General features: G+C 65.7%; 24 protein-coding genes. 4 read left to right on the forward strand and 20 right to left on the reverse strand.

Going from position 1 to position 25,614, the window contains the following annotated elements; genetic code table 11:
• Nucleotides 1-287: 287 nt before the first annotated feature.
• From AC1DS3_RS06475 to AC1DS3_RS06555, 17 genes are all read right to left on the reverse strand, one after another.
• The gene (locus tag AC1DS3_RS06475) at nt 288-935 is read right to left on the reverse strand and encodes an LbetaH domain-containing protein (protein WP_441640316.1); all 648 of its coding nucleotides are present in this window, start codon (nt 933-935) and stop codon (nt 288-290) included.
• Complete coding sequence (locus AC1DS3_RS06480) at nt 932-1,579, reverse strand: GNAT family N-acetyltransferase (RefSeq protein WP_441640315.1); 648 nt, start codon at nt 1,577-1,579, stop codon at nt 932-934. The genes AC1DS3_RS06475 and AC1DS3_RS06480 overlap by 4 nt, the downstream gene beginning before the upstream one ends.
• A gap of 1 nt (nt 1,580) precedes the next feature.
• Nucleotides 1,581-2,711: a DegT/DnrJ/EryC1/StrS family aminotransferase gene (locus AC1DS3_RS06485; protein ID WP_441640314.1), complete on the reverse strand. Its 1,131-nt coding sequence runs from the start codon at nt 2,709-2,711 to the stop codon at nt 1,581-1,583.
• Nucleotides 2,708-3,262 (reverse strand): dTDP-4-dehydrorhamnose 3,5-epimerase, encoded by a 555-nt coding sequence (rfbC, locus tag AC1DS3_RS06490; protein WP_441640313.1) that lies wholly within the window; start codon nt 3,260-3,262, stop codon nt 2,708-2,710. Before rfbC ends, AC1DS3_RS06485 begins: the two co-directional genes overlap by 4 nt.
• Entirely contained in the window at nt 3,259-4,506 is a 1,248-nt protein-coding gene (locus AC1DS3_RS06495) for a methyltransferase domain-containing protein (RefSeq protein ID WP_441640312.1), read from the reverse strand. Before AC1DS3_RS06495 ends, rfbC begins: the two co-directional genes overlap by 4 nt.
• Nucleotides 4,503-5,567 (reverse strand): CDP-glucose 4,6-dehydratase, encoded by a 1,065-nt coding sequence (gene rfbG, locus AC1DS3_RS06500; RefSeq protein WP_441640311.1) that lies wholly within the window; start codon nt 5,565-5,567, stop codon nt 4,503-4,505. The genes AC1DS3_RS06495 and rfbG overlap by 4 nt, the downstream gene beginning before the upstream one ends.
• The gene (rfbF, locus tag AC1DS3_RS06505; protein ID WP_441640310.1) at nt 5,567-6,340 is read right to left on the reverse strand and encodes a glucose-1-phosphate cytidylyltransferase; all 774 of its coding nucleotides are present in this window, start codon (nt 6,338-6,340) and stop codon (nt 5,567-5,569) included. Before rfbF ends, rfbG begins: the two co-directional genes overlap by 1 nt.
• Entirely contained in the window at nt 6,337-8,562 is a 2,226-nt protein-coding gene (locus tag AC1DS3_RS06510; RefSeq protein ID WP_441640309.1) for an O-linked N-acetylglucosamine transferase, SPINDLY family protein, read from the reverse strand. The genes rfbF and AC1DS3_RS06510 overlap by 4 nt, the downstream gene beginning before the upstream one ends.
• 59 nt (nt 8,563-8,621) lie before the next feature.
• Nucleotides 8,622-10,871 carry an O-linked N-acetylglucosamine transferase, SPINDLY family protein gene (locus tag AC1DS3_RS06515; RefSeq protein WP_441640308.1) on the reverse strand — a complete coding sequence of 750 codons (2,250 nt, stop codon included), beginning with the start codon at nt 10,869-10,871 and terminating at the stop codon, nt 8,622-8,624.
• A 253-nt stretch (nt 10,872-11,124) separates the two neighbouring features.
• Nucleotides 11,125-11,457: an EscU/YscU/HrcU family type III secretion system export apparatus switch protein gene (locus tag AC1DS3_RS06520; protein WP_441640307.1), complete on the reverse strand. Its 333-nt coding sequence runs from the start codon at nt 11,455-11,457 to the stop codon at nt 11,125-11,127.
• Nucleotides 11,454-12,809 carry a flagellar hook-length control protein FliK gene (gene fliK / locus AC1DS3_RS06525; protein WP_441640306.1) on the reverse strand — a complete coding sequence of 452 codons (1,356 nt, stop codon included), beginning with the start codon at nt 12,807-12,809 and terminating at the stop codon, nt 11,454-11,456. Before fliK ends, AC1DS3_RS06520 begins: the two co-directional genes overlap by 4 nt.
• A gap of 8 nt (nt 12,810-12,817) precedes the next feature.
• The gene (locus AC1DS3_RS06530; protein WP_416051757.1) at nt 12,818-13,159 is read right to left on the reverse strand and encodes a flagellar protein FliT; all 342 of its coding nucleotides are present in this window, start codon (nt 13,157-13,159) and stop codon (nt 12,818-12,820) included.
• Nucleotide 13,160: 1 nt separating this feature from the next.
• A complete protein-coding gene (fliS, locus tag AC1DS3_RS06535; protein WP_441640305.1) occupies nt 13,161-13,601 on the reverse strand; it encodes a flagellar export chaperone FliS in 441 nt (146 codons plus the stop codon).
• Nucleotides 13,602-13,651: 50 nt separating this feature from the next.
• The gene (gene fliD / locus AC1DS3_RS06540; protein WP_441640304.1) at nt 13,652-15,079 is read right to left on the reverse strand and encodes a flagellar filament capping protein FliD; all 1,428 of its coding nucleotides are present in this window, start codon (nt 15,077-15,079) and stop codon (nt 13,652-13,654) included.
• A gap of 47 nt (nt 15,080-15,126) precedes the next feature.
• Nucleotides 15,127-15,504, reverse strand: coding sequence for a flagellar protein FlaG (locus tag AC1DS3_RS06545; RefSeq protein WP_441640303.1), 378 nt, complete (start codon nt 15,502-15,504; stop codon nt 15,127-15,129).
• 140 nt (nt 15,505-15,644) lie between these two features.
• A complete protein-coding gene (locus AC1DS3_RS06550) occupies nt 15,645-16,973 on the reverse strand; it encodes a FliC/FljB family flagellin (protein WP_477109625.1) in 1,329 nt (442 codons plus the stop codon).
• A 216-nt stretch (nt 16,974-17,189) separates the two neighbouring features.
• Nucleotides 17,190-17,513, reverse strand: a complete 324-nt coding sequence (locus AC1DS3_RS06555; protein ID WP_441640301.1) for an RNA chaperone Hfq — start codon at nt 17,511-17,513, stop codon at nt 17,190-17,192.
• Nucleotides 17,514-18,470: 957 nt separating this feature from the next.
• Here AC1DS3_RS06555 and AC1DS3_RS06560 point away from each other — a divergent pair.
• Nucleotides 18,471-20,546, forward strand: coding sequence for a methyl-accepting chemotaxis protein (locus AC1DS3_RS06560; RefSeq protein ID WP_441640300.1), 2,076 nt, complete (start codon nt 18,471-18,473; stop codon nt 20,544-20,546).
• A gap of 215 nt (nt 20,547-20,761) precedes the next feature.
• On the opposite strand, the gene AC1DS3_RS06565 is transcribed toward AC1DS3_RS06560, so the two are convergent.
• Nucleotides 20,762-20,947, reverse strand: a complete 186-nt coding sequence (locus AC1DS3_RS06565; protein WP_441640299.1) for a hypothetical protein — start codon at nt 20,945-20,947, stop codon at nt 20,762-20,764.
• Between AC1DS3_RS06565 and AC1DS3_RS06570 the strand changes: the two genes are divergently transcribed.
• The gene (locus tag AC1DS3_RS06570; RefSeq protein WP_441640298.1) at nt 20,937-22,430 is read left to right on the forward strand and encodes an MDR family MFS transporter; all 1,494 of its coding nucleotides are present in this window, start codon (nt 20,937-20,939) and stop codon (nt 22,428-22,430) included. The genes AC1DS3_RS06565 and AC1DS3_RS06570 overlap by 11 nt on opposite strands.
• A gap of 42 nt (nt 22,431-22,472) precedes the next feature.
• Here the strand turns inward: AC1DS3_RS06570 and AC1DS3_RS06575 are convergent, their stop codons facing one another.
• A complete protein-coding gene (locus tag AC1DS3_RS06575) occupies nt 22,473-22,868 on the reverse strand; it encodes a DUF190 domain-containing protein (RefSeq protein ID WP_441640297.1) in 396 nt (131 codons plus the stop codon).
• A gap of 236 nt (nt 22,869-23,104) precedes the next feature.
• Between AC1DS3_RS06575 and AC1DS3_RS06580 the strand changes: the two genes are divergently transcribed.
• A complete protein-coding gene (locus AC1DS3_RS06580; RefSeq protein ID WP_441640328.1) occupies nt 23,105-24,085 on the forward strand; it encodes a tripartite tricarboxylate transporter substrate binding protein in 981 nt (326 codons plus the stop codon).
• Between the two features lie 87 nt (nt 24,086-24,172).
• On the opposite strand, the gene AC1DS3_RS06585 is transcribed toward AC1DS3_RS06580, so the two are convergent.
• Complete coding sequence (locus AC1DS3_RS06585; protein WP_441640327.1) at nt 24,173-24,691, reverse strand: MarR family winged helix-turn-helix transcriptional regulator; 519 nt, start codon at nt 24,689-24,691, stop codon at nt 24,173-24,175.
• A 135-nt stretch (nt 24,692-24,826) separates the two neighbouring features.
• Between AC1DS3_RS06585 and badH the strand changes: the two genes are divergently transcribed.
• Nucleotides 24,827-25,594: a 2-hydroxycyclohexanecarboxyl-CoA dehydrogenase gene (gene badH, locus AC1DS3_RS06590; protein ID WP_441640296.1), complete on the forward strand. Its 768-nt coding sequence runs from the start codon at nt 24,827-24,829 to the stop codon at nt 25,592-25,594.
• The last annotated feature ends 20 nt before the right edge of the window (nt 25,595-25,614 follow it).

Raw genomic sequence — 25,614 nt, forward strand, 5'->3', positions numbered from 1 at the left:
AGGCGATACTCAGACATGGGTCCCTCTTTTCCGCTCTTCTCGCCGAATCCCGAGGCGCCCCATACGGCCTAGGTAAACCTTGACGGCTCGCTTCGCATCGCGTTGGGGTGTTTCCCGCCCTTCGGGCGCTTTACACGGCTACCACAGTTGGTTGATCTTGCCGCTGGTTGGCTCCCCTCTCCCGCTTGCGGGAGAGGGGAGGAACAGAAGGGCGGGCGCTTGCCATGCCGCTATGCCTTCGTTACCGCTTGCGCTCCTTGCGGCACGGGCCGGCAGGCCCCGGAAACTTACAGCCGGAAGTACTCTTCCGCCGCCGGTTCGCGCGCTGGCTTGCAGACCAGGTCGCCGGCATGTCCCGCATACACCAGGCAATCCCCTGGCGTATCGCGATTGATCACGCTGACCCCCTGCGCAATCACCGACCCATTGCCCACATGGCTGCGGCCAATGATGGCGGTATTGGGATACATCACCACGCCGTCTCCGATCACCGGGGCTGCGCCGTGGTTCTTGCCGACCGTGGAGTTCTGGTACAGCACCAGGTAATTGCCGTAGGTGGCTTTTGCCAGCACGATGCCGACCGAGTGCCCGATCAGGAAGACTTCGGGCATGATCACCTCGTAGAAGAGGTCCATCGCGTTGAGCGCCTTGTTCAGGCAGAACAGCTTGGTGCAGGCGCGCGGGTCGCCGCCATCGCGCCAGATCGAGTTGGACAGGTAGTAGAGAAAGGTGGCGTACTGGCTGGAGTGCAGGTAGTCGAATTCACCTGGCCGCCACATCCGGACCGCGTCGACGCAACGGCCGGTCCTGGCGAGTGCCTCGTCCAGATAGCGTTCGAGCGCGGTCCGGTGATCCGCGCCATCCGGAAAAAAGCTGGCCAGCTGTGCTTGCACATAGCTGGCCAGTCCGGCCCGGTCGGTGCCGATGAGCTTCATGCCTGCTTGCGGTAGTTCATGTAGACCAAGGCGGCTTGCGGATCCTGCACGGCAGGGTCCTCGTACCAGCGCACCATGTCTTGCGATCTCTCCACATTCAGGGGGACTCGCTTTTCCTCGACGAAGCCGACCTTGCGATAGAACTCCAGCGCGCTATTGTCGGATCGCACCCTGACCGCGAGGTGGCGCAGGCCGAGCTGGTGCTCGGCCCAGTCCAGCATCGTGCGCAGGGCTTCCTTCATCAGCCCGCGCGGGGAGGCGCCACCGCTGACGATGGCATCCGCTTCACCGTAGCTGGTATCCCAGTCGATGAAATCGATGCCGACATGGCCAAGCGGCGTCCCGTCAAGGCTTTCCACCATGAACAGCAGCTTCGAGGGGTTGGCGTGCACGTAGTCCACCAGCCACTGCTCGGTGCGTTTGGCATGCGCGGCGAACTCGGTCAGGAAGGACTTCACATGGCGATTGCGCCATTCGCTGAGCAATTCCAGGTCGGTCTGCGCGATGCAGCCGGGCCGGGTCGGAATGGGCCGCAATACGGCCACGACCGGCCGGCCGACCGGGATGACCACGCCCACCTGGCTCGTCGCGGCGCTGGCCTTGATGCTGGCGATCAGCTCTTTGCCGGAGATGCGCGTGTCCATATCAGCCCACCACTTTGTCAAAATAGCTACGCACCTTGGCGGCCACTTCGCGCACGATCGCCAGATCCATCTTGGAGTACAGCGGCAGCGACAGGATTTCCTTGCCAACACTGTTGGTGACCGACAGGTCGCCCGCCTTGCAGTCCTTCCACAGCGTGAACCAGTGGCCCGGCTGCCAGTGGATGCCGGTGTCAACGCCGTTCTCCTTGAGGTACGCGCGCAGATCGTCGCGATGGCCTTCGGGCACGCGGATGTAGTACAAGAACGGGTTCACATCTTCGAACTTCGACTTCGGCGTGCGCACCATGGGCACATCGGCCAGCAAGCGGCTGTACTCCACGCAGGCATCGCGGCGCGTCTTCGCGATGGTGCCGATCTTGCGCAACTGCGCCAGGCCGACGGCAGCATGCATATTGATCATGTGATAGCGATAGCCAACGCGTTCCACGTCGAAGGTCCATGCACGCTGGTTCTTGTACATCACGGCTGCCGGCTGTTGCATGCCAAGCAGACGCAGCTCATGCACCAGTTTCAGGTCCTCGGGCGTGCTGACCACGATGGTGCCGCCGTCCAGGCAGGTCACGGTCTTCACCGGATCATGGCTGAACACGCAGATATCGGAGAAGCTGCCGACCGGCTTGCCCTTGTACTTGGAGCCAAAGGAGTGCGCCGCATCGTGAATGACGCGCAGCTTGTGGCGCTGGGCGAACGCGGCCACTTCGTCGTGGTCGCACAGCAGGCAGTCGTAGTCCATCACGATGATGGCCTTGGTGCGCTCGGTGACCAGCTCTTCGGCGCGCTTGAGGTCGATGCACAGCGTGTCGTCTTCGCAGTCGCAGAACACGATCTCGGCGCCCACCTGCGTAATGACCTGGAAGTCCGCCGAACAGTTGAACGACGAAACGATGACCTCGTCGCCCGGGCCCACGCCGGCCACGAGCAGTGCCACGTGCAGGCCGGCCGTGCCGGTGCTGACGGCGGCTACGTATTTGTCTTCGGCGCCGATCAGCTTCTTGACTTCTTCCTCGAACGCGGACACGTAGCTGCCCATGCCGAGCCAGCCGAGCTCAAGGGCTTCGCGGCTCGCCTGGATTTCTTCTTCTTCGATCAGCGGTTTGAACATCGGAATCATGTCGGGTCTCCTGCGTTGGGTTGGTGTTGCCACAGTGGATGTTGTTGGTCGCGTGGAGAGAGGATGGGGTTCTCCAGCGGCCAGGGAATATCGAAAGCGGGATCGTTCCACCGCACGCCCGCCGCGTGGGCGGCAGAGTAGGGCGCGGACATCTGGTAGAACATCTCGGTGTCGTCGCAAAGGGTCTGGAAGCCGTGCGCCACGCCTTGCGGCACGTACAGCATGGCGGCGTTGTCGCTGCTGAGCTCAAACGCCTGCCACTGGCCGAAGCCCGGCGTGCCTTCGCGAAGGTCCAGCAGCACGTCATGCACCTTGCCCCGGGTCACCCGGATCAGCTTGGCTTCCGCGTACGGTGCCGTCTGGTAGTGCATGCCACGCAGCGTCCCGCGCTGGCGGCTATAGGACACGTTGCACTGAACCAGGCGCGCATCCAGGCCCTGCTCGTGAAACGCCTGCTCGCACCAGGTGCGAGCAAAATGGCCGCGGTCATCGCGGAGCTGCTCGGGCTCGACCAGGAGCACGCCAGGCATGCGGGCGGCAACGAACTTCATAGACTACGCACCTCCGGGATCGGCACCAGGAACTTGCCGCCCCATTCGCGGATATGCGCCATCTGGCCCATGATCTCCTCGCGCAGGTTCCAGGGCAGGATCAGCACGTAGTCAGGACGATCCGCGTCGATGGCTTCGGGCGCCAGCACCGGAATGCGCGAGCCTGGCAACAGCGTGCCTTGCTTGTGGGGATTCCGGTCCACGGTGTAGTCGATGAAATCGGTGCCGATGCCGCAATAGTTGAGCAAGGTGTTGCCTTTGGCCGGTGCGCCATAGCCAACGACGCGCTTGCCGGCGCGCCGCGCGGTCACGAGAAAGTCAAGCAGGCTGCGCTTGGTGGCGCGCACCGCTTCCGCAAAGGCGGTGTAAGGCGCGAGCGTGGTCAGGCCGGCGGCTTGCTCCGCCGCCAGGCATTGCGCGACCTGCGCTGTGACCGCGTGCGCGGCAGCCTGGTGACAGACAAAGAGGCGCAGGCTGCCGCCATGAGTGGGCAGGGTCTGCACGTCGAACACGCGCAAGCCCGCGCGTGCAAACACCGGCAGCAGCGCGCTTAGCGACAGGTAGGAGAAATGCTCGTGGTACAGCGTATCGAACTGCGTTTCGGCCATCAGGCGCAACAGGTGCGGGAACTCAAGGGTGATCACCCCTTCAGCCTTGAGGACGCGAGGCATGCCGCCAACAAAGTCATTGAGGTCAGGCACATGCGCCAGCACGTTGTTGCCAAGCAGGAGATCGACCTGCCAGCCCTCGTCGCGCAGCGACTGTGCGGTTTCGCGGCCAAAGAACACTTCGCGGCTGGCGACACCGCGTTCGCGCGCGGCCGCGGCGGTATTGCCCGTGGGCTCGATGCCCAGGCAATCGATGCCGGCCTGCACAAAGTACTGCAGCAGGTAGCCATCGTTGCTGGCGATCTCCATCACGCGGCTGTCCCCTCCCAGCGCGAAGCGCTTCGTCATGTCCTCGACGTAGCGGCGGGCGTGCTCCAGCCAGGAGGCGGAGAACGAAGAGAAGTAGGCGTAGTCGTCGTGAAAGTGGGCCTGGGCCCCCGTCACGTCGCTGAGCTGCACCAGCCAGCAGTGGTCGCAGACTAGCGCATGCAGGGGATAGAACATCTCGCCCTTGCCAGCGTCTTCGCGCTTGATGAAGGCGTTGGAGACCGGGGACAGTCCCAGATCGACGAAGGTGTGCACCAGCGGCGCGCCGCAGGCGCGGCAGTTACCGTGGTTGGGTGCGGCGTCTGTCATGAGCAGAATCGATCCAGTTGTTGTTCGGAGAGCCTGCGCGCCTGATGTGGGTCGCGCTGGACCGTGCCATACCACTCGGCGGTAGCGGCCAGTGCCTCGTCAAGCGTCCAGCGCGGACGCCACGACAGCACTTGCCGGGCCTTGGCCGAATCGAGATACAGGTAGCGGGCCTCATGCGGCGCTTGCTCCCGGGCGGCCTCGTCGACCTCCCATTGCAAGGCTGGCCAGTGAGCCTGCAGACGCGTGAGGACCTCGGCCACAGGGAGGTTATCGGTAGCGGCGGGACCAAAGTTGAAGGCGCCGGCCAGTGCCTGTTCGCCTGCCCACAGGCGTTCGCCCAGCAGCAGGTATCCACGCAGCGACTCCAGCACGTGCTGCCAGGGACGGGTGGCTTCCGGGCTGCGGATGCGCAGTGGCTGCGCCGCCGCGGCGGCGCGGGCGGCATCCGCGATCAGGCGATCCATGGACCAGTCGCCGCCGCCGATCACGTTGCCGGCACGCGCGGTCGCCACCAGTACGCCGCTCCCGGCCAGGAAGGCCTGCCGGTAGCTCGCCGCCACGAGCTCCGCGCCGGCCTTGCTGGCACTGTAGGGATCGTGGCCGCCGAGCGGGTCGGTCTCGCGGTAGCCCCACAGCCATTCGCGGTTCTCATAGCTCTTGTCGGTGGTGACCACCACCACGGCGCGCACCGATGGGCAGGCCCTCACGGCCTCCAGCAGGTGCACGGTGCCCATCACATTGGTCGACCACGTTTGCACCGGCTGATGGTAGCTGGCGCGTACCAGCGGCTGCGCGGCGAGGTGGAAGACGATTTCGGGCTGTGCCGCATGCAGCGCGGCGGTCAAGGCAGCCTGGTCGCGGACGTCGCCATGGTGGTGCGCGTGCATGCCAGCCTCGACATCGGCCAGGGTGAACAGCGCCGGGCTGGTGGCGCAGGGCAGGGCATAGCCGCTCACGCGCGCGCCCAGCCGGGTCAGCCACATCGCCATCCAGGCGCCTTTGAAGCCGGTATGGCCCGTCAGGAAGACAGAGCGCCCGGCGTAGCAGGACAGTGCACGCATTACCAGCATTTCCAGGGAGCGGAGCCGGACTGCCACATTTCTTCCAGCTGGGTCTTCTCGCGCAGCGTGTCCATGGGCTGCCAGAATCCGTCGTGCTCGTAGGCCAGGAGATGCCCCAGGCGCGCCAGTTCCTTCATCGGCGCTTGTTCCCAGGGGGTCTGGTCGTCGGCGATCAGGTCCAGCACCTCGCGCTCGAGCACGAAGAAGCCCCCGTTGATCCAGCCGCCATCGCCGCGCGGCTTCTCGGAAAAACCGGTGACCATGCCCTCAGTGGTCCGCTCGAGTGCGCCATAGCGCCCGGGAGGTTGCACTGCGGCGACGGTTGCCCAGCGTCCGTGGTTGCGGTGGAAAGCGATCTCCGCGCTCAGGTCGATGCTGGAGACACCGTCGCCGTAGGTGAAGCAGAACGACTCGCCAGGCGTGAGGTAGTCGCGCACCCTGCGCAGCCGGCCGCCGGTTTGCGCATCTTCGCCGGTGTCGACCAGCGTGACCCGCCACGGCTCTGCCTTGCGGCAATGCACGTCCATGCGGTTCTCCGACATATCGAAGGTGACATCCGACATGTGCAGGAAGTAGTTGGCGAAGTACTCCTTGATGACGTAGCCCTTGTAGCCCAGGCAGATGATGAAATCATTGATGCCGTGCGCCGCGTACATCTTCATGATGTGCCACAGGATCGGCTTGCCGCCGATCTCGATCATCGGCTTGGGGCGCAGGTGCGATTCTTCGGAAATGCGGGTACCAAGCCCGCCCGCCAGGATGACGGCTTTCATGCGGCTTCCTCCAATACCTGGATGCCCAGGATTTCATGGGTCGTGGGTTTGCCCTGGCGCTCGATCAAGGCGAGGTCCAGGCCGAACTGCTGCTGCAGGATGTCAGCCAGGGGGCTTTTATCGTGGCCGCCTTCGTCCATGCGTACGCTCAGCAGCCGATAGAGCGGCACGTGGTACGGGCGCAGGTTGATGCTCTCCATCAGCAGTTCGAGGGCGCGGTCGTGGTTGCCCAGGTGCTGCTGCATCTCGCCCAGCGCGAACGCGACCAGCCAGTGCTTGCTCCACTTTGCCGACATGTTCTCCAGCAGGCTGCTCAGCTCGATATGCCGCCCTTCCTCCAGCAGCAGGCCGATGGTCAGCACGAGTTCTTCCATGGAATGCCATGCGCCGGCGCAGAACACGCCATCCTGCGTGCGTGCCTCGAGATGGCTGACGTCGCGGTGCTGGCCAACCAGCGCTATCGCCTGGCTTTCGAACCAGCGCGCGAAGCCGGCGGCGTCGAAGATGGCGCTCTTCTCGAAGCGGTGCCGCATGCTCAGGCGCAGGGCATTGAGCTGCTCGCGGTTGCTGGCCAGGCTGGCCGCCACCGTGACATAGGCTTCTTCGGTTTCGCAGATCAGCTCGTCCAGCCCCATGGCGTGCAGGAACGGCGCCGAAACGCGGGTGTGGAACGGGGCGCAGGCCAGCGTGACCACGGGCACGCCCATCCAGAGCGCGTCGCAGGTGGTATTGCCGCCGGTAACGGGGGAGGTATCGAGCACGATGTCGATATCGTGGTAGGTCAGGTATTGGTTCTTGCCTTCCCTCGGGATGCAGGTCACCCGCTGCGTATCGATTCCGGCCTGCTGCATGCGCTCCAGAAGCGGAATCCTTACCTCGTCCCGGTCGAGTTCCGCGGCTTCCACCAGCAGCCGGCTATCCGCGCAGCTTGCCAGGGTGGTGCTCCAGAGCCGCAGCGTGCGGTCCGTGATCTTGCCGAGGTTGTTGCAGGAGCCGAAGGTGATGAAGCCGTTGCGGGCAGCAGGCGTTTCGCGTACCTGGTATTCGGGCTGGTAGGCCTTTAGCGGACTATTGATCATCGGGTAGTAGACCGCGAAGATGCCCGGCGCGCGCAACAGGTTCTCCGTGTAGTGCGATTCGGCTCCCGCCGGGTCGCCGATCCAGTCCGTGATGCGATGGTGGATGGCTGGCATCCCGGTGCTGCCGGGATAACCCAGCCAGGTGAGCTGGACAGGGGCCAGGCCGTAGACCATGTAGTGCAAGGGCGAGGTGCCCGTGTAGCCGCCGAGATCGATCAACAGGTCGAGGTTTTCCTCGCGCACTGTCCGCACGACTTCGTTCTCCGCCATGTTGGCCACGTCGACGAAGCGATCGCAATACATGGCGATCTTCTGCGTGACGGTGTCCCGATAGGCGTGCAGGCCGAGCGCTACCACTTCGAATCGCGCCCGGTCCAGATTGGCGATGAAGGGAACCAGGATGTAGGCGCACGCGTGGCGGAACAGGTCATTCGAAAGAATACCAACGCGAATGCGCTCGGACGCCGGCCTCTGTTGCACAGGCAGCAGAGGCAGTCGCTTGCTAGCAAGCGACTGCGCGAAGCTGCCGGCCTCCTTCAGCAGGTCGCCGGCGCTCGTCTTCTCGCCGAACAGCAGGAGGAACAGCAGATTGGAGCGGATGCTCTTGTTGCCCGGGTCAAGGGCCGCGGCCTTCCTGAGTACCGAGATCGCGTCTTCCGCGAATCCCGTGTCTTTCAGGTCGTTGGCGTAATTTGCCAGGATGGCGGGATTGTTGGGGGCGATCTCGAGCGCTTTGAGAGACGCGTGCTTGGCGTCCGCGTGCAGGGCCAGCTTCTGCAGGACGATGGCATAGTTGGCCCAGGCCGCCAGGCTGCCCGGGTGCGCGGCGACGCAGTCCCGCAGCATGATGCGAGCTGGCTCGAGCTTGCCCATCGTGCACAGGATGCGCGCGACCGTGGCGATCATGTCAGGCTGGTTCGGGTGCGCCTTCAACCCGTCCTGCGCGATGCGGTAAGCCTGCTCGATCTGCTGAAGGCCGAGCGTGGCTACGGCGCGCAAGTAGTAGGCCAGGTAGAGGCCGGGGGCCAGCTTCCCGGCCTTCTCCGCATGTTCGATGGCCTCATGGTACCGGCCGGCGAAGTAGCTGGCCTCGGCCTTCTTGAGGTACCGATCCGCTTTGGAGCTGGCTGCGTTGTTCTTCATTGTGGATGGGCTAGTTTGTCAGGCGAGGCGGCGCGCGGCCAGGGCTTGCGCGGCAGCCATCAGGCGTGGGCTGGTTCGAGGTTTTGCGCTCGCGCGATGTCGATGCCAAGCACTTCGAGGACCGTGGGCGTTCCTTGCTGCTCCAGGAACGCCAGGCTCATGCCGAATTGCTGTTGCAGGAATTCAGCCAGCATGCCCTTGTCATACTGGTATGCATCCATGCGGGCGCTGAGCACACGATAGAGCGGCAGGTGATACGCACGCAGGCCGATGCTCTCCATCAGGTATTCGACGCAGGCTTCGGGCTGCCCGCTGTGATGCGCGATCTCGGCCAGTACATAGGCCGTGATCCAGTGCCTGGGCCATTTCGCGGAGAAGTTCTCCATCAGGCTGCGCAGCTCCACGTAGCGCTGGGCATCCAGCAGGCCCGCGATCGCCACCACGATCTCCGCCATGGTGTGCCAGGCGTCGGCGAAGTAGACGCCATCGAGCGAGCCGGCAGGCTGGCTATCGATCGGCCTGTGGGGCTGGACCAGGGTGGTCAACTGATCTTCCAGCCAGCGCGCGAATCCTGCGCTGTCGGCCAGGGGGCTCTGCTCGAAGCGCTGCCTGGTCGATAGCCGCAAGGCATTGAGCTCTTCGAGGTGGGTCGCCAGGTGCACCGCGACCTCGACATACTCGCGTTCGTCCGCGCACACCAGGCCATCGAGCCCGATGGCATGCAAGACACCCGCGGAGATCCGCGAATGGTAGGCGGCGCCGGCCCGCGATACCACCGGCACACCCATCCACACGGCGTCGCACGTGGTGGTGCCGCCGGTCAGCGGCCACGTGTCGAGGACGATGTCGATGTTGTTGTAGGTCAGGTACTGGTTTTGCACCAGCCGCGGAACGCGGATGACGCTGCCCGCGTCGATGCCGACCCGGGCCAGGCGTGCCAGCAGCGGTCCGCTCACGGCGTCGTTGTCGATGTCGCGCGCTTCGATCAGCAGCCGGCTGCCGGGGCAGCGCGCCATCACGGCGCCCCACAGGGCAAGGGTCTGGTCGGTCACCTTGCCCAGGTTGTTGCAGGAGCCAAAGGTGATCGCGCCAGTCCCGTTGCGCAACGCGGGCGTGTCCTGGACCCGGTACTTGGCGCCGTAGGTCTCGAGCGGGCTATGGATCAGCGGGGCATAGGTGCAAAAGGCGGGCGCCCTGAGCAGGGCTTCGCTGTAGTGCGGCTCGAATCCTTCCGGATCGCAGGTCCAGTCGGTGATGCGGTAGTCAATGGCGCTCAGCCCTGTGCTGCCCGGGTAGCCCAGCCATGTCATCTGTACCGGCGCCAGGCCATGGACCATATAGGGCAGCGGGGAAGTTCCGGTATGCCCGCCGAGGTCGATCAGCACGTCGATCTGCTGACCGCGCACGATGTCGACGATGTCGGCGGTGGACTTGCCGGCCAACTCGATGAACTGGTTGGCGTGCAGCCGGATCTTGTCGGTGACGTGGTCGCTCTGCGGGTTGAGCGAGAACGCCACCACTTCTACGCGGGTGCGGTCCAGGTTGGCAAGCAGCGGCAGGATGAAGTAGGCACAGGCGTGCCGCAGCAGGTCATTGGATAGCAGGCCCAGGCGGATCGGGCCGCCGTCCTGGCGCAGGGCGTGCTTGCGCAGCGGGAAGCGCTGCCCGGCCAGCAGCAGCTGCTCGTAGGCCCTGGCCTCGCGCAGCAGGTCGGGCGCCGTGGTTTCCTGCGCGAACAGCATGGCGAACAGCAGGTTGGCGCGGATGGCGAGATTCTTCGGGGCCAGTCTTACCGCTTTCCATAGTGCCTCCATGGCCTCGCCCATCTCCCCGGTTTCCTTCAGGGCGAGGGCGTAGTTGCAGGCGGCGATGGGTTCGTTCGGATCGATGGCCAGCGCCTTGAGCGCCGCTTCCTTCGCCGCCGCGGGCTCGCGCAGCTCCAGCAGCAGGGCGGCGTAGTGCACCCATCCGCTGATGGAGCCCGGCGCGTTGGCGACGCATTGCTGCAGCAACTGCCTGGCGTCCTCGTGCTTGCCATTGCGCAGCAGGACGAAGCCGCCTAGCGACATCAGGTCGATGTTCGCCGGGAAGCGCTGCAAACCGTCGCGCAGGATCTCGCCGGCTTGCTGCGTATCCTGCATCCCCAGCGCCGCGGCCATTTGCCAATAGCTGGCGTCGGCCCGCTTGCCATGGATTTGCTCCGCCCGTTCGGCCTCCTTGAACGCGGCGCGGTATTGGCCGGCATTGTAGAGTTCGCGCGCCTTGTCGATTTGACGCGGTGCCCTGGAAGCAGTCTGGAGTGGTTTCATCGTTTAAGCCCGTCTTGGCGGGCTGGAACAGGTAGTACGCTTGATGGCGATGCTGGCGCGCCGCCGCGGGCCGTGAACGGCGGTATTCGCAAGGGCAATTGCCAGGCTGTTTCGGCCCCCTAAAACTTAACAGGGCGTCACGCAGGGGGAGGCGGGAATACAGGCCAAAAACAAGGCCAATTCGAGGGGCTTGGAAGTCGTGAGATGAATACGCCGCGTGGATGCCAGGAGCCTGGCGCGGCGGGTGGTGGCGTCAGCCCTGGCTGCCGTGCTGCGTGCCGGATGGGTGGCCGGCGCTAACCTGGTCCTGCTCGAGCTGATACAGCCACGCGAGCAGTTCCGCCACCGCCATGTAGAGCTGCGGGGGGATGTGCGAGTCCAGGTTGACCTGCATCAGCAGGGTTACCAGCGCGGGCGAGTTGTGAACGTAGACGCCGCTCTCGCGGGCGCGGGCGATGATGGCATCGGCGACCTCGCCGTAGCCCTTGGCGACCACGCGCGGGCCGCTGTCGCGGCTTTCGTCGTAGCTCAGCGCGACCGCGCTGCCGCGCGGGCTGCCGTCGAGCACATCGTCCGGGTAGCTCATGATCCGATGCTCCGGCCGGGCGAAAGGATGCCGTCCACCGCCAGCGTGGTGAGGTTCAGTCCGGTGGCCGCCAGCCGATCCTGCAATTGCGCGCGTGCCGCATTCAGGCGGTTGACCGAGTCCGGCGCGGCCAGGCGAGCTTCGATGCCGTTGCCAGCCAGGCTCAGGCGTGCTTCCACGGTGCCGAGGTTGGGGAACTCCAGCACCAGCCGCGTCGACCACACGCCGGTGGCGGGGTCGGGGCCTTCGCCCTGGCTGCGTGCCTTGCTGTCATCGGGCTCGCGCCGGATCTGCCAGTCCATTGGCGTGCCCGGCCACGCTTCGCCCATCCAGCGGAACTGCTGGGTGGCGAGGGCGTCGAGCTGCTGGCGCACCAGCGTGGCGGCGTCGGGATGGACCGGCGGGCCAACCGGCGCCGCCAGTTGCCGGGCCTCGGCCGCGGTGCCGCCATCGCGCCAGGAGCTATCGATGTGCAGGTGCCTGGCTTGCGCCTGCGGGTCTGCCTGTGCCGCTGACGCCGCCTGGTAAGCCTGCGTGGCCTGATGGGCAAGATGGGCCGAGGGGCCTTGCGGGACTGTCAGCGATGAGGCAGCACCGGCGGGCTGCGCCGTGTTGCTGCTGTTGTTGCCTGAGCCCCGCGGCGCAGGCACAGGGGCTGCGGGGCCCGCCTCGGCATCGACGAGCGCCCCCAGGGCCGCGGCTGCAAGGTTGATCGCCGTACCGCTGGCGGCCGGCGGCTGGGGCTGAGCCGCCGGTGCTGGCGGCGCAGCGGGGCTTGCCGAGGGTTCATACGTCAGCGCCAGCACGGGCCGCGCCGCGCCGCCCGCGTTGGCGCTCGCGTCAGGGCTGCCGCTGCCAGGAGTGCCCGGCGGGCGGCCCAGCAAGGCTTGCGGCTCGCGCAGCAGGCTGTCCAGCCCGCGCGTGCCGTTGAGCAGCTGTCCCAGATGGGATTCGTAGAACAAGCCGCTTTGCCCGACCTGCCGCGCCAGCGCACCGGCCAGCGCGGCAGCCTGGCCGCTGCCGGGCGGTGTGGGCAGGAGCGGGGCGGAGCCGCGCAGCGGTGTGGATTCGGTGCCTTCCAGGATATCCAGGATGACGCGCGCCGCCGAGCTCAAGGTCTCACGTGCCGAGGCTGGCGCTGTGCCGGCCGCGGGGTTGAGCCCGCCGCCGGTTACCTGGCCGGGACGGCCTTGCTGCACCGTGGGGCCGCCAGTCGCGGGACCCACCGTATCGGTGACGGTGCCCGTGGGCAACAGCGCGGCCAGCTTGGCCACGCTTAGTGCGGATGTGAGGCCTTGCGTATCCGCACGCAGCGCGAGCGAAGGGTCCGGCGGAAGATTGATGCCGACCATTCAGCGTATCAGAGGGCTGCGTCAGCGCCGTAGGTGTGGTGCAGTTCCAGGCGGCGGCGCGAGTGATTGAGCAGGTTGCCGAGGCGTTCGAGCTGGGGCATCACCAGGTTGCGGATGGCGGCATCCTGCGACAGGATGCTCTCCAGCATCTGGTAGCGGTAGCGGCGTTCCTGAGGCGAGAGCAAGGCTACGTCGTCGTTATTGCGCAGCACGTTGACCTGGGCCACGTAACGGGTCTGCAACGCGCTCAGGCTGTCCCAGTCGCTGGCGCGTGCGGCTTCGCACATCTGCCCGGACAGGCCGAGCAGTTCTTCATAGCAGGCGATGAGTCGGTTCTTTTGTCTGAGCATGTCATACCCCTACCGAGACGGCTTCCGGGGGCCGCAGCGGCTGTTGCTCCGGCTCCGCGGCGGGGTCGATCTGGCTCCACGCCGAGGCCAGGTCGGCCAGCAGCTTGTCCACTTCGAACAGCCGGTCGTCATCGTTATGCAGGTTGCCCAGCATGAGCTGGCGGGTCATGTACTCGTAGAGCGCATCGAGGTTGCCCGCGAGTTCGGCGCTGGCGCCGTGGTCCAGCGAGGCACGCAGGCCGCTGTCGATGATCTCGATCGCCTTCGAAATGGCCATGCCCTTGTCGGCGATTTTGCCCGCCTCCATGTGGAAGCGCGCGCGGGCGATGGCTGCCCGCGCGCCGTCGAACAGCATCACGATGAGCCGGTGCGGAGAAGCACTCATGGCTCCGGTCTGGACGCCTACATTGGCATAGGCGTTGGCGGCAGTGCGTGCGTACATGGCGGCGATCCCTAGGTTTGGTGCGGCGGCTGCGAACGGGGTGACGTGGGTCAGGCCGTCTTGCCGCTTGCAGCAGAAAACTGCTGCGTCAGATAATTCTTGGTGGCAGTCATCTGCGACATGATCGAGTCCAGTTGCTGGAACTGGGTACGATACTGCGCGACGGTGGCATCGATCTGGGCGGACATGTTGGTGTAGTCCGTAGCTAGTGACTTGAGTTGCGCATTGACGCCGTTGGTGGCGGTGGTCAGTGCCCCGGTGGCGCTGGAGAAGCCGGCTGCCACGGTCGCCAGCTGGTTGCCATAGCCCGACTTGCCGTCGGTGCCGCTGAACAGCTGGGCCACGCCGGCCTTGTTGCTGGCTAGCACGCTGTTCAGCTTGGCGGTGTCCAGCGACATGGTGCCGTTCGCGTTGAAGCCGATGCCGATCTGCGTCAGGTTGTTCAGGCTGCCGCTGGCGCCTGTCTGCGGCGTGTTGATCACGGAGCGCAGCTGGTTCTCGATCGTGCGCAGGGTGCTGTCGCCCAGCAGTACGCCCGCGGTCTTGGTGGTCGCGTCGTAGCTGGACAGATTGCCTGCCGTGGTCTGCAGCGTGTTGTAGGCGGTGACAAAGCTCTGCACCGCGCTGGCCATCGTCGAGGTGTCGGTGGACACGCTGATCGTGCTGGAGCCGAGCGTGGCCAGGTTCATCGTGACGCCCTGCGCGGCGCCCTGGACCGTGTTGGTGGCGCTGGTGATCGCCAGGCCATTGACGGTGAGCTTGGCGTCCGCGGCCTTGACGTTCTCGGTCATGGCCTTGGTGCCCGCCGGATCATACGACAGCAGGCCGCTGATGGTGCTGGGGTCGCCCGCGCCATTGCTGGCCACCGACACGCGCATGCTGGAGGCGGCGCCGGACGTGTTGGAGGTGATCACCAGGTGATAGGGCGCGCTGCTGCCGTCATTGACGATGCTGGCGGTGACGCCGGCATTGGCCGCGTTGATGGCATCGCGGATGCCGGTCAGCGTGTTGTTGGTGCCGTTGATGTTGATCGAGGTGGGCGTGCCGCTGCCCGGCGTGAACGTCGTGCCGCTGGTGGTGCCGAATTCGATCTTGATGCTGGCGCTGCCCAGCAGCTGGCCGGTGCTGTCGGTGATGCCGTTCGACACCAGCGTCTGCGACTGCGCCAGGGCCGTCACGTTGACGGCATAGCTACCGGCTACTGCGGTCTTGTCCGCGGCCGTGGTCAGCACGCTGGTGTTGCTCGACGTAGTGGTCGTGCTGTTATACAGGCTGGCCGTGCCGAGCGCGGCGGCTGTGGTCTGGAACGAGGCCACGGCGCCCTGGAGCACGCCATAGGCCGACAGCTTGGAGGTCGCCGCCGTCTGCTGGTCCGTGATCGGCGTGAGCTTTGCCTGTTCCCCCGACTGCAGATTGGTCAACAAGGTACTCAGATCCAGTCCGGAACCAACGCCAAGCGACGAAATCGATGAACTCATGATTGCTACCTGTGATGACTTTGTTCGGGGGGGGGAGGGCTGGCCGCTCAAGCGGTCTGGTGAATCAGCAGGCCTTGCAGCTTGTCAATGGCCCGGGTGATGCGCAGGACTTCTTTCGAGGGGAACTGGCGGATGGTTTCGCCTGTAGTCTTGTCCACCACCACCGTCACGAAGCGGTGGGTGTCGTGGTCGATGTTGAACCGCACCTCGACCGGGGTCGCCCGCAAGGCTTCGTTCAGACTGGCGAGCGCGCTGGCCAGCTCCCTGGAGCTGGCCGCTTCCGCTTTCGCGGCTGCGGCCCCCTCAGCCGAGGCTGAGCCCGCTTGCTGGCCGGCGGCCGGCTCGCCTGCCGTATCCACGGACGAGGCCGGGGTGGCGGCAGGCGTGGCGGTCATCGGCGATAGCAGTTCGGGCGATCTGATCATGGTCTGTCTCGCGGCGGTTGGGTCGGAGCATAAAAGCCCCGGTGGAAACGCTTTCAGAGCGGAGACCGCTCTGGAAGCATTCCCGGCAGTACCGGGCCCGCAGGCCCGGCACTACTAGGAGGGTGACGACTGTTGCGGGATTAACGCAGCAGCGACAGCACGCCTTGGGTCGACTGGTTGGCCTGGGCCAGCACAGCCGTACCTGCTTGTTGCAGGATCTGGGCGCGCGACATGTTCGACACTTCCGTCGCGTAGTCGGCGTCTTGAATGCGCGAGCGCGATGCCGACAGGTTCGTGACAGCCGAACCCAGGTTGGAAATTGCCGAGTTGAAGCGGTTCTGCACTGCGCCCAGCGAGCTGCGCAGCTTGTCGACCGTTGCCAGTGCGGCGTCGATCGTGGTCAGCGGGTTGGTGCTGCCCACGCCGGTGAAGGCGGTGGTAGCAGTGGTGCTGCCGCTGGTGCTCAGTTCGATCTGGGCGCCGTTTGTTACGGCCGTGGTCGTAGAGCCACCGTTGACCAGGGCTGCCGGGCCTGCCGTGGTATCCAGAGCGTAGTTGTTGCCACCTTGGCTGACGTACGCCACTGCCGCACCGTTCGAATCCGCGCCGACCTTGACCAGCTGGCCAGCCACGGTATTGCCAGTATTGCCGTTGGCCGCATCGCCGACCTTCACGTCGGCCTTGTTCAGCGTAACTTTGCCATTGCTGTTGTCGACCGAAGCAGCGTAGTAGTCGCTGCCGAACTTGACCACGTAGCTGTTGGTGGAGTTGCCTGCGGAGTCCAGCACGTTGCTCAGCGTCAGGTCGCTGGCCTTGACGGTCGAGCCGGTAGCGGTGGTCAGCGAGGTTGCTGCGGCGGACAGGTCGACTGCAACCGGGGTGGTACCGGTAGCGGCGGCAACCGTGGTGATGGCGGCGCTGGTCGGCAGTGCGTTCTTGGCAACCGTGAAGCCGGTCATGCCCAGGGTCTTCGAGCTGATTTCCTTCAGGTCGATCGAGATGGTCTGGCCGTCTTGCGCGCCAACTTGCACCTTCAGCGACGATGCGGTCGACGACAGGACCTTCACGCCGTTGAAGTCGGTCTGTTGCGACGTACGGTCGATTTCAGCCATACGCTGGGTGATTTCGTCCTGGATCGACTTCAGATCGCTTGCCGAGTTGCTGCCCGTTGCGGCTTGCACGGCCAGGGTACGGATAGCTTGCAGGTTGTTGTTGACTTCGGTCAGCGCGCCTTCAGTCGTTTGCGACAGCGAGATACCGTCGTTGGCGTTACGTTGAGCTTGGGTCAGGCCGTTGATGTTCGAGGTGAAGCGGTTGGCAATTGCCTGGCCAGCAGCGTCATCCTTGGCGCTGTTAATACGCAGGCCCGAGGACAGACGCTGGATCGCGCTGTTCAGCGACGATTGCGACGAGCTCAGGTTGTTCTGCGTCATCAGGGACAACGTGTTGGTATTGATGACCATCGACATGGTACGACTCCTATTCTTTTACAAGTGAGTTGTGCAATCCGGCTGTTGCCGCAACGTTGGCTGCCAGGCAATGCTGGGCGAGAAGTGCCACCGTTGTTTGGGTTATCGGTTGGGGCCGGAAAAGATTTAGAGTGATCTTTGCGATGGTTTGAAAACGAATGGCGGATTTGGTGTGAAACAAGCCCCGCCGGGCCTGCGGCGTGACCTCGGCAACGCCTAGCGGCGCTTGCGGGTACGCGGTGTATATAAGCTGACAAATTCCGGCGAGGTCTCCGCCCCGGGCACGCTGGCCATGGCCTCGGGGGCGTGAGCCGGCGTGATCACGGCGATGGAGTGCTTGTAGACGATCTGCGCAAGCGGGTCCTGCGCCGACTCCGCCAGCAGCACCATATAGTTGTCCGCCGCCATGATCACGCCGTGCAGCCGAATGCCGTTCGATAGGTGCACGACGACAGGATTGCGACTTGCGCTGTGGGTGGAGAGCTGCAGGTGCTGCAGTTTCCGGCTCGGGCGATCGATCCTGGTTACCTTCTTGTTCACAACTTCTCCGGAAGAGCCCGCTCGGGTTCTGGCGGCTGGCAACGGTCCAATAACTGGGCCTGGGCAAATGGGGTGTGACAGCGTGGCTGGGTGCCGGCTGTGGCACGGCCTGGGCTGGGCGGGGGATGAAACATCCGCTCTCGGTGCTGGCGCGGGACGGCGAGGCGGCATGGGCCGGGACCGGCCCTGGTTTGTGTCCAGGCGGTGGATCCGATGCTGCCCCGCAAGCTGTGGCGGGCGACGCCGCCAGAAGAGAAGGGGAATACTTCAGCGGCGAGGGTAACAAAATTTCTTACAAATCTTGACGGTTGGGGGGCGCGTCTCGCGTAGAGGTTTTCCTCTAATAAAACTATTGCATCACGCTGCAGATCTATGCGTTGATTTGCGCTTGCGTGGCAAGTCCCAACGCCACCCGCGCCCGCATTCCCTGTCTGGCATGGGTTTGCGGGCAACAAGGTGGCCCTGGCCTGCTGCTGCGATGTATTCCATGCCGCGTATTCGCCACTTGCGTGGCACTTTCGGCACTTTTGCTATCAGAGTTATCCCTGATAGAAATTGGATTTACACCTCATGTAAGCAGGTTTATATTCGCTTCAGGGCCTTTCGGCTCTAAAGCAGTCCTGGAAAGCCTACGAGCACCCCGCGCGTGGGCTTCTTTTTTTGTGTGCCCACTTTGTTTGTTGTGCGCCCTCGGCGACAAGCGCCGGAGGCGGCACTTCGAAGTGCATGGGTGACATTAGACGACAGGTTGCAGCCGGCCAATCGTTCGAATTGCCGGGCTTTTCCCCCTTATATTCCCTTTCAATCCCGCTTTTTTCCGCTTCTTTGTGGAAGTCGCTGTTTAGCCCTCAAGCTTGCTCCTGTCCCTGCCGTTAAGCCCGCGATGCGGCGTCGCTCCGGAAATCTGTCCGGGGCGAGGATGAAGCGCGCGCGATAAGAGTTAAAGGAGCCGGGAAGATGCGTTGGTTGCGAAACTTTGGCATTGGGGTGCGCCTGACGGTAGCGTTTTCGCTCGTGGCGCTGCTGCTGGTTGCCGTGGCCGTGCTGGGCATGATGTCCCTGCGCACCATGAACGAATCGATGCGCCTGACAGTGGAAGGGCGCCTGTTCAAGGTGCTGGAGATCGAGCGTGTCAAGCAAGTTGCGCTGCGCGCCGGCATCCTGGTGCGCGATGCCACCCTGAATGAGGATCCGGTCGCCGTGCGCCGCAACGCCGAGCGCATCGGCGCGCTGCGCCAGGACATGCGCGGCACGCTGGATGAACTGGGGAAGTGGTTGTCCAGGTCCGCCAGGCCTGAGATCCAGGAAACCTATCGTGCCCTGATCGAGGCACGCAACGCTTACGACACCCAGCTCGACACGGTGCTGCGCCAGTTGCAGGGCGGCGAGTTCGACAGCGCGCGCAGCGCGCTGGTGGCGACCCTGCCGGCGGCCCAGGCACCTTACTTCGACAAGCTGAGCGAATTGTCCGACGGCGGGCGCAAGGTGGCCGCTGCCGCCGTGCTGGAGGCCAATGCCAGCTATGAGATGGGGCGCAACCTGCTGCTGGGTCTGGCTGCCGCCGCGCTCGCGCTGGCCGCCGTCCTCGGCATCAGCATCACGCGCTCGATCACGCGCCCGGCGCGGCAGGCGCTGGACGCGGCACAAGCGCTCGCACATGGCAACCTGACCTATGTCATCCACGCCAGCAGCGATGACGAGATGGGCCGCATGCTGGGTGCGCTGGAGCGCGCTTTCGGGCAGCTGGCAACGCTGGTGCACGGTATCCAGGGCGCGACGCGCTCGATCGACGGCGCGACCCGCGAAATCGCCAAGGGCAATACCGACCTGTCCCAGCGCACGGAAGAGCAGGCGGCATCCCTGGAGCAGACCGCGGCATCCATGGAGCAGCTCACCTCGACGGTCAAGCAGAACGCGGCCAACGCACGCCACGCCAACGAACTGGCGCTCAGCGCTTCCGGCGTGGCAACGGCGGGCGGGAACGCCGTGCGCGGCGTGGTTGAGACCATGCAGCATATTTCGCAATCGTCGGCCAAGGTCGCCGACATCGTCGGTGTGATCGAAGGGATTGCCTTCCAGACCAATATCCTGGCGCTCAACGCGGCCGTGGAAGCTGCCCGCGCCGGTGAGCAAGGACGTGGCTTTGGCGTGGTGGCCGCAGAGGTGCGCAGCCTGGCCCAGCGGTCTTCGTCGGCGGCCAAGGAGATCGGCCAACTGATCAATGGCTCGGTGGGGCAGGTGGCCCATGGCGCCAAACAGGTCGAGGACGCTGGCCGCACCATGGACGACATCGTCGGGGCGGTGAAGCGCGTGACCGACATCATGGGCGAGATCGCCGCGGCCAGCGAGGAGCAATCCTCCGGCATCGAGCAGGTCAACCGCGCCATCAGCCAGATGGAAAGCGTGACGCAGCAGAACGCCGCGCTGGTCGAGCAAGCCGCCGCCGCCGCCGAGAGCCTGCAGCAGCAGGCCGCCGGGCTGGTCGACGATGTATCCAGGTTCCAGGTGACACCGGCGCAAACGCATGTTGCACGGGCGCCCGCACCGGCTGCGCCTGCGCGAGTGGTATCGGCCGCGCGCGCGGCGCCGGCAGCCGCCGGGCGGCGCCCTGCGGCGCATACGGCCGCAGGTGGCAAGAGCCACCCGCCGGTCCGCCAGGCGGCGGCTCGCCCGACTCCCGCCAAACCGGCGGCTCCGGCCGCTCGTGCTGCCCAGGCGGTGCAGGTGGTGCATGCAACACCTGCTGCACCGGCAGCGCGCGTGGCACCTGCAAGTGCTGCCAAGCCGGCGGCCCGGCCGGCCGCCGTGGCGCCACGTGCCGGCGCGGTCCGCACCACCCGCGAGCCTGTGTTGCCTAGCAAGGCCCGCGCGCCGGTGGTGCGCCAGGGCCGCGAGCCTGTGCTGTCTTCCAAGGCACTGCCCGCCGCGCGCCAGGCCAAGCCTGCCGCCGTAGCACCGGCGCCGCGCCGCGCCGTGCGCACCCCGGCCGCCGGCAGCCCGGCCATGGCCGCGGGCGACTGGGAGTCGTTCTGAGTCCGGCAATGCCGCCTTGAATGTCGCTTGAATATCGCCTGAATGTCGATCAGGCGGCATTCAGGTCAGGAGCCCGGCAAGGCGCCGGGGCGGCTGCAAGGCGCAAGGCTTAGGCCTACAATAGCGCCCTTGTATACAAAAACAGACAGGAGCGATGCCGCCCGTTCGCGGTGGCGCCGCACTCCATGTCCCTCGCCGCAAGCGTCCTCTCTGCCTCAGCCCATGACCGCCGCCTCCATGCCGCCCTTCCTGGCGGCTTCAGCTCCGCCTTCACCCGCCCAGTCACCCGCGAGCGCTTCGGCCACTTCCGCCGCCCCCGAGACCGCGGGCGATGGCGGCAAACCTGGCAACGCGGCATCCGTCCCCTCGCCGGTTCCGCCGGTGCCGGTGATGCAGGTCATTTTCGGGCTGATGCTGGCCATCCTGCTGGGCGCGCTGGAGCAATCGATCGTGGCCGTGGTGCTGCCGGAGATCGCGCTGCAGCTTAATGGCTTCGAGGAGATGGCCTGGGTGGTCTCGGCCTACCTGGTGGCCTCCACGGTGGTGACGCCGATCTACGGCAAGCTCTCGGATCTGCTCGGGCGGCGCTCGGTCCTGTCGTTCGCCATCGTGTTGTTCTTCCTGGCTTCGATCGCGTGCGCGCTGGCGCAGACCATGCCGCAACTGATCATCGCGCGCGTCCTGCAAGGGCTGGGCGGCGGTGGCCTGATCTCGGTGTCGCAGGCCACCATTGCCGATGTGGTGCCGCTGCGCGACCGTGGCCGCTACCAGGGCTATGTGAGCGGCGTATGGGCCGTGGCCAGCATGGCCGGCCCGGTGATCGGCGGCTACCTGGCGCATTACCTGTCGTGGCGCTGGATTTTCTGGATCAATCTGCCGCTGGCGCTGATCGCGCTGCTGGTGGTCCGCCGTGCGCTCAAGCACCTGCCAGCGGGCGGGCGCCGCCATCGCATCGACTACGTCGGCGCGCTGCTGTTCGGTGGCGGCCTGACCGGCGTGCTGGTGTTCCTGACCCGGCTCGGGCAGGGGCAGTCGGCCGCGACGCCGCAAACGCTTGGCCTGCTGGTGGCCGGGGTGGCCGCCATGGTGCTGTTCGTGTGGCAAGAGCGCCGGGTGGCGGACCCGATGATCCCGCTGGACATGCTGCGCGTGCCGACGGTCGCGATCTGCTGCATCACGCTGTTCCTGTGCTTCTTCCAGCTGATCGCCATGTCCGTGCTGCTGCCGCTGCGTTTCCAGGTGGTGGGCGGCGTGCAGGCCGATAGCGCCGCGCTGCGGCTGGTGCCGCTGACGCTGTCCATCCCGTTTGGCGCGTTTGTCTCGGGCCGGCTGATGACGCGCAGCGGCCGTTACAAGCCGCTGCAGCTGGTGGGTTCGCTGGTTGCCCCGCTGGCGATTGTTGCGCTGGCCTTCGTCGATCCGCATGCGGTCCTGCTGACCGCGCTGGTGATGGTGATCCTCGGCCTGGCCATCGGGCTGCAGTTGCCGAGTGGCTTGGTCGCTACCCAGAACGCGGTGCCAGCGCATCAGGTAGGGGTGGCCACGGCGCTGACCGCGTTCTCGCGCATGCTCGGCGGCGCGGTCGGCGTGGCGGTGCTGACCACCGTGCTGATCGCGCTGCTGCGCCGTGGCGACATGGGAATAGCGGACCTGGCCGGTGGCGAGGACGTCCTGATGAGCATGTTCCACCGCGCCATGGTGGGCGGCGACGCGGGCGCCTCGGCCGATGCAGGCGCGGTGCGGGCGGCGGCCGAGGTGGCGTTCCGTACGCTGTTCCTGCTCAGCGCCGCTGTGTCGCTGGTGGCGCCCTTCCTGGTGGCGCGTCTGCCGGAGGCCACCTTGCGCGGCAGCACTGGCGCCAGCGTGGCGGCCAGCATGGATTGATTGGCGCACGCTGGCCGAGTGCGGCCGCGTGGCCCGGCCAGGTCAGGGGCTCCGCGCCTCTGGCGTGCTGCTTTTTCCGAGGAAGCCGAACTCCACCGGCGTCTTGGCGTAGAACACCTGGACGTCTTCCAGGGCGAGGCGGTCGAACAGCCGCTGCACTTCCTCCTCCGTGGCAATCACGGTGATCTCCTCCGGCCGGTCGGCCAGCTCCACGAAATGCCAGGTGTGAAAGCGGCGGTCATGGCCGATGCCTTCGGCCGCGACCATATGCGTGGCGCCGCGGATCTGCAGCTCGCGCAGGATCTGCAGCAGCCAGTGGGATAACTGCTTGCCGTGGTGGCGGCGGTTTTCGATGGTAAATAGCGTGAGCTGGAAGCCTTGCACGGCAGCCCCCTTTTGCCCCCTTGCGGCGGTGTTCGCGTGCCGCGGACGTGGCATGGACGGTGTGCGCCTGACGGGGTGCCGTCTTTAGTTTAGGCGCGAAACCTGCTGCCCAAAAACCAAGGGTTCACCCTAGTCTCATTCGGGGAGAGGGCCGGCTATATTTTCATTCGTCTCAATAGCAATCTGTGGTTTTATATATAAAACAAAACCAAGGGATCGCTCCCGTCACGCCAACCATTAGCAGGCCTACCGTGCGACATCCGAAGCCCAACACCAACCTCAGGCGTGCACTGCGCTGGCCCGCCGCTGCCTGCCTCGCGTTCGCCAGCCTGTGGGTTGGCGCGGCACCAGCGGCATGCGCCGCGCAACCCGCCTCAGCCTGCAGTGCGCTGCGCATTGTCGTGCCGTTCCCGGCGGCTGGCCCGGCCGACCTGCTCGCGCGCACGCTCGCGCAGGGTTTGCACCAGCGGCGCGGCGTGACCGCGGTGGTGGACAACAAGCCCGGGGCCAACGGCAATATCGGCATCGATGCGGTGCGCCGCGCGGCGGGCGATGGCTGCACCTTGCTGGTGGCGCCGGCCGGCAACCTGACCATCAACCCCACGCTGTTCCCGGCGCTGTCTTATCAGGTCGAGCGCGACTTCCTTCCCGTTTCGCTATTGGCAAGTTCGCCCAATGTGCTGGCGGTGCACCCTTCCGTACGCGCAAATTCCGTGCAGGCGCTGGTGGCGCTGGCACAGCACGCCAATCCGCCGCTTGGTTATGCCAGCCCCGGCGTGGGCAGCGGCCTGCACCTGGCCGGCGAGTTGTTCCGCCAGCAGACCGGCATCGCGCTGCTGCATGTGCCCTATAAGGGCACCACGCAGGCGCTCAACGACGTGGTGGGCGGGCAGGTGCCGATCCTGTTCGGCACGCTGCCCACGCTGGCGCCCTTCATCCGCTCCGGCGCGTTGCGTGCGCTGGCCGTGACCCAGGCCAAACGCTCGCCCGCCGCGCCCGCGATTCCGTCGCTGGCGGAGCAGGGCGTGCACGGCATCGAGGTCAGCTCCTGGTACGCGCTGCTGGTGCCGCACGCCACGCCGGCGCCGGTGGTGGAGGCGCTGAATGCCGACGTGCGCGAAGTCTTCGCCGGCAAGGCGGTGCGCGAGGAACTGGCGCGCCAGGGCATGGAGCCGGTTGCCAGCACGCCCGATGCGCTCGCCACGCGCATCCGCCAGGAAAGCGCGAGCTGGGCCGAGCTGATCCGCGCACGCGGCATCAAGGCTGAATAAGGCAACAGCGTAATGACGCAATGATGCGCAACAACGCAAGCCGGTGCTGGCGGCCGGTTTGCGTCATCCCCCCCCACGCATCACGCCTCACTCCCGCCCGTCCTCCGTCGCGGCGCCTTCGGCATCCAGCCCCTTCATGTTTTCCAGCAGCTTGAGCAGGTAGTGCAGCGTGTGGGTGATGTCGCCGGTTGAAAAATCGGTCAGCGCCCGCTCGTAGTAGTCCCGGATCTTGGGCTGCGCCAGGCGCAGCCATACATGGCGCCCGGTCTCCGTCATGGTGACCAGCCGCGAGCGCCGGTCGCGCCCGTCGGGCGCCATGCTCAGGTGGCCGTCGCGCTCCATGCGGCTGATCAGTCCCGACAGGTTCTGCCGGCTCACCATCAGGTAGCGCGCCAGGTCGCCCACGCTCATGCCATCGGCCGCCTGTGGCCGCGACAGCGCGCCCAGCACGGCCCACTGCTGCGTCGTCAGGCCTTCGGCCTCGACCGCCCTTGACCCTGTTTTATGCAACATATTTGCGCATTGGTACAGGCGAAAGAACAACCTGTTTGCCATTTCCATGCGCGCTGCTGGGGCAAGATCATCATCAAAATCGGGGTTAACCATCATAAATTCCTGAGAAACCGTACTTGCATTGGTTCAGTTGCCCGCCTAGTATACGTCAATATATTTACGTATTTAACCGCTGGCGCGCGACCTATCAGTCGCACGATAGCACCCTGGACCACGAAGGAGAACACTGTGCAAAGACTCGAAGGCAAGACGGTCATCGTGACTGGTGGTGGTGGTGGCATCGGCGGCGCAACCTGCCGGCGCTTTGCGCGGGAGGGCGCCGCCGTGGCCGTGCTCGACCTGAACCTGGCGGCAGCGCAGCAGGTCGCCGCCCGCATCCGCGAAGACGGCGGCCGCGCCGAAGCATTCCAGTGCGACATCACGGACCGCGCCAGCGTCGACACCGCCGTGGCGGCCACCATCGGCCAGCTTGGCCCCATCGACGTGCTGGTCAACAACGCCGGCTGGGACGTGTTCAAGCCCTTTGCCAAGACCGAGCCGGCGCAATGGGACCGCCTGATCGCCATCAACCTCACCGGCGCGCTGCACATGCACCACGCGGTGCTGCCCGGCATGGTGGAGCGCAAGCGCGGGCGCATCGTCAACATCGCCTCCGACGCCGCGCGTGTGGGTTCCTCCGGCGAGGCGGTCTACGCCGCGTGCAAGGGCGGCCTGGTGTCGTTCTCCAAGACCATCGCCCGCGAGCACGCCCGTCACGGCATCACAGTCAACGTGGTGTGCCCCGGCCCGACCGATACCGCGCTGTTCGAGGACTACAAGCAAGGCGCAGGCAATCCGGAAAAGCTGATCGAAGCCTTCACCCGCTCGATCCCGCTGGGCCGCATCGGCCAGCCGGAGGACCTGCCCGGCGCCATCGTGTTCTTTGCCAGCGACGACGCGGCCTTCGTCACCGGCCAGGTGCTGAGCGTGTCGGGTGGCCTGACCATGAACGGCTGAACCCGGCCGCGGCGATATCG

This window comes from Cupriavidus sp. 01L46 (genome assembly GCF_056399905.1).

What these genes read in the sequence shown, in the direction of transcription:
- AC1DS3_RS06475 (WP_441640316.1), bottom strand. Translation starts at nt 935, where the DNA reads ATGAAGCTCATCGGCACCGACCGGGCCGGACTGGCCAGCTATGTGCAA.
- AC1DS3_RS06480 (WP_441640315.1), bottom strand. Translation starts at nt 1,579, where the DNA reads ATGGACACGCGCATCTCCGGCAAAGAGCTGATCGCCAGCATCAAGGCC.
- AC1DS3_RS06485 (WP_441640314.1), bottom strand. Translation starts at nt 2,711, where the DNA reads ATGATTCCGATGTTCAAACCGCTGATCGAAGAAGAAGAAATCCAGGCG.
- rfbC (WP_441640313.1), bottom strand. Translation starts at nt 3,262, where the DNA reads ATGAAGTTCGTTGCCGCCCGCATGCCTGGCGTGCTCCTGGTCGAGCCC.
- AC1DS3_RS06495 (WP_441640312.1), bottom strand. Translation starts at nt 4,506, where the DNA reads ATGACAGACGCCGCACCCAACCACGGTAACTGCCGCGCCTGCGGCGCG.
- rfbG (WP_441640311.1), bottom strand. Translation starts at nt 5,567, where the DNA reads ATGCGTGCACTGTCCTGCTACGCCGGGCGCTCTGTCTTCCTGACGGGC.
- rfbF (WP_441640310.1), bottom strand. Translation starts at nt 6,340, where the DNA reads ATGAAAGCCGTCATCCTGGCGGGCGGGCTTGGTACCCGCATTTCCGAA.
- AC1DS3_RS06510 (WP_441640309.1), bottom strand. Translation starts at nt 8,562, where the DNA reads ATGAAGAACAACGCAGCCAGCTCCAAAGCGGATCGGTACCTCAAGAAG.
- AC1DS3_RS06515 (WP_441640308.1), bottom strand. Translation starts at nt 10,871, where the DNA reads ATGAAACCACTCCAGACTGCTTCCAGGGCACCGCGTCAAATCGACAAG.
- AC1DS3_RS06520 (WP_441640307.1), bottom strand. Translation starts at nt 11,457, where the DNA reads ATGAGCTACCCGGACGATGTGCTCGACGGCAGCCCGCGCGGCAGCGCG.
- fliK (WP_441640306.1), bottom strand. Translation starts at nt 12,809, where the DNA reads ATGGTCGGCATCAATCTTCCGCCGGACCCTTCGCTCGCGCTGCGTGCG.
- AC1DS3_RS06530 (WP_416051757.1), bottom strand. Translation starts at nt 13,159, where the DNA reads ATGCTCAGACAAAAGAACCGACTCATCGCCTGCTATGAAGAACTGCTC.
- fliS (WP_441640305.1), bottom strand. Translation starts at nt 13,601, where the DNA reads ATGTACGCACGCACTGCCGCCAACGCCTATGCCAATGTAGGCGTCCAG.
- fliD (WP_441640304.1), bottom strand. Translation starts at nt 15,079, where the DNA reads ATGAGTTCATCGATTTCGTCGCTTGGCGTTGGTTCCGGACTGGATCTG.
- AC1DS3_RS06545 (WP_441640303.1), bottom strand. Translation starts at nt 15,504, where the DNA reads ATGATCAGATCGCCCGAACTGCTATCGCCGATGACCGCCACGCCTGCC.
- AC1DS3_RS06550 (WP_477109625.1), bottom strand. Translation starts at nt 16,973, where the DNA reads ATGTCGATGGTCATCAATACCAACACGTTGTCCCTGATGACGCAGAAC.
- AC1DS3_RS06560 (WP_441640300.1), top strand. Translation starts at nt 18,471, where the DNA reads ATGCGTTGGTTGCGAAACTTTGGCATTGGGGTGCGCCTGACGGTAGCG.
- AC1DS3_RS06570 (WP_441640298.1), top strand. Translation starts at nt 20,937, where the DNA reads ATGCAGGTCATTTTCGGGCTGATGCTGGCCATCCTGCTGGGCGCGCTG.
- AC1DS3_RS06565 (WP_441640299.1), bottom strand. Translation starts at nt 20,947, where the DNA reads ATGACCTGCATCACCGGCACCGGCGGAACCGGCGAGGGGACGGATGCC.
- AC1DS3_RS06575 (WP_441640297.1), bottom strand. Translation starts at nt 22,868, where the DNA reads ATGCCACGTCCGCGGCACGCGAACACCGCCGCAAGGGGGCAAAAGGGG.
- AC1DS3_RS06585 (WP_441640327.1), bottom strand. Translation starts at nt 24,691, where the DNA reads ATGGTTAACCCCGATTTTGATGATGATCTTGCCCCAGCAGCGCGCATG.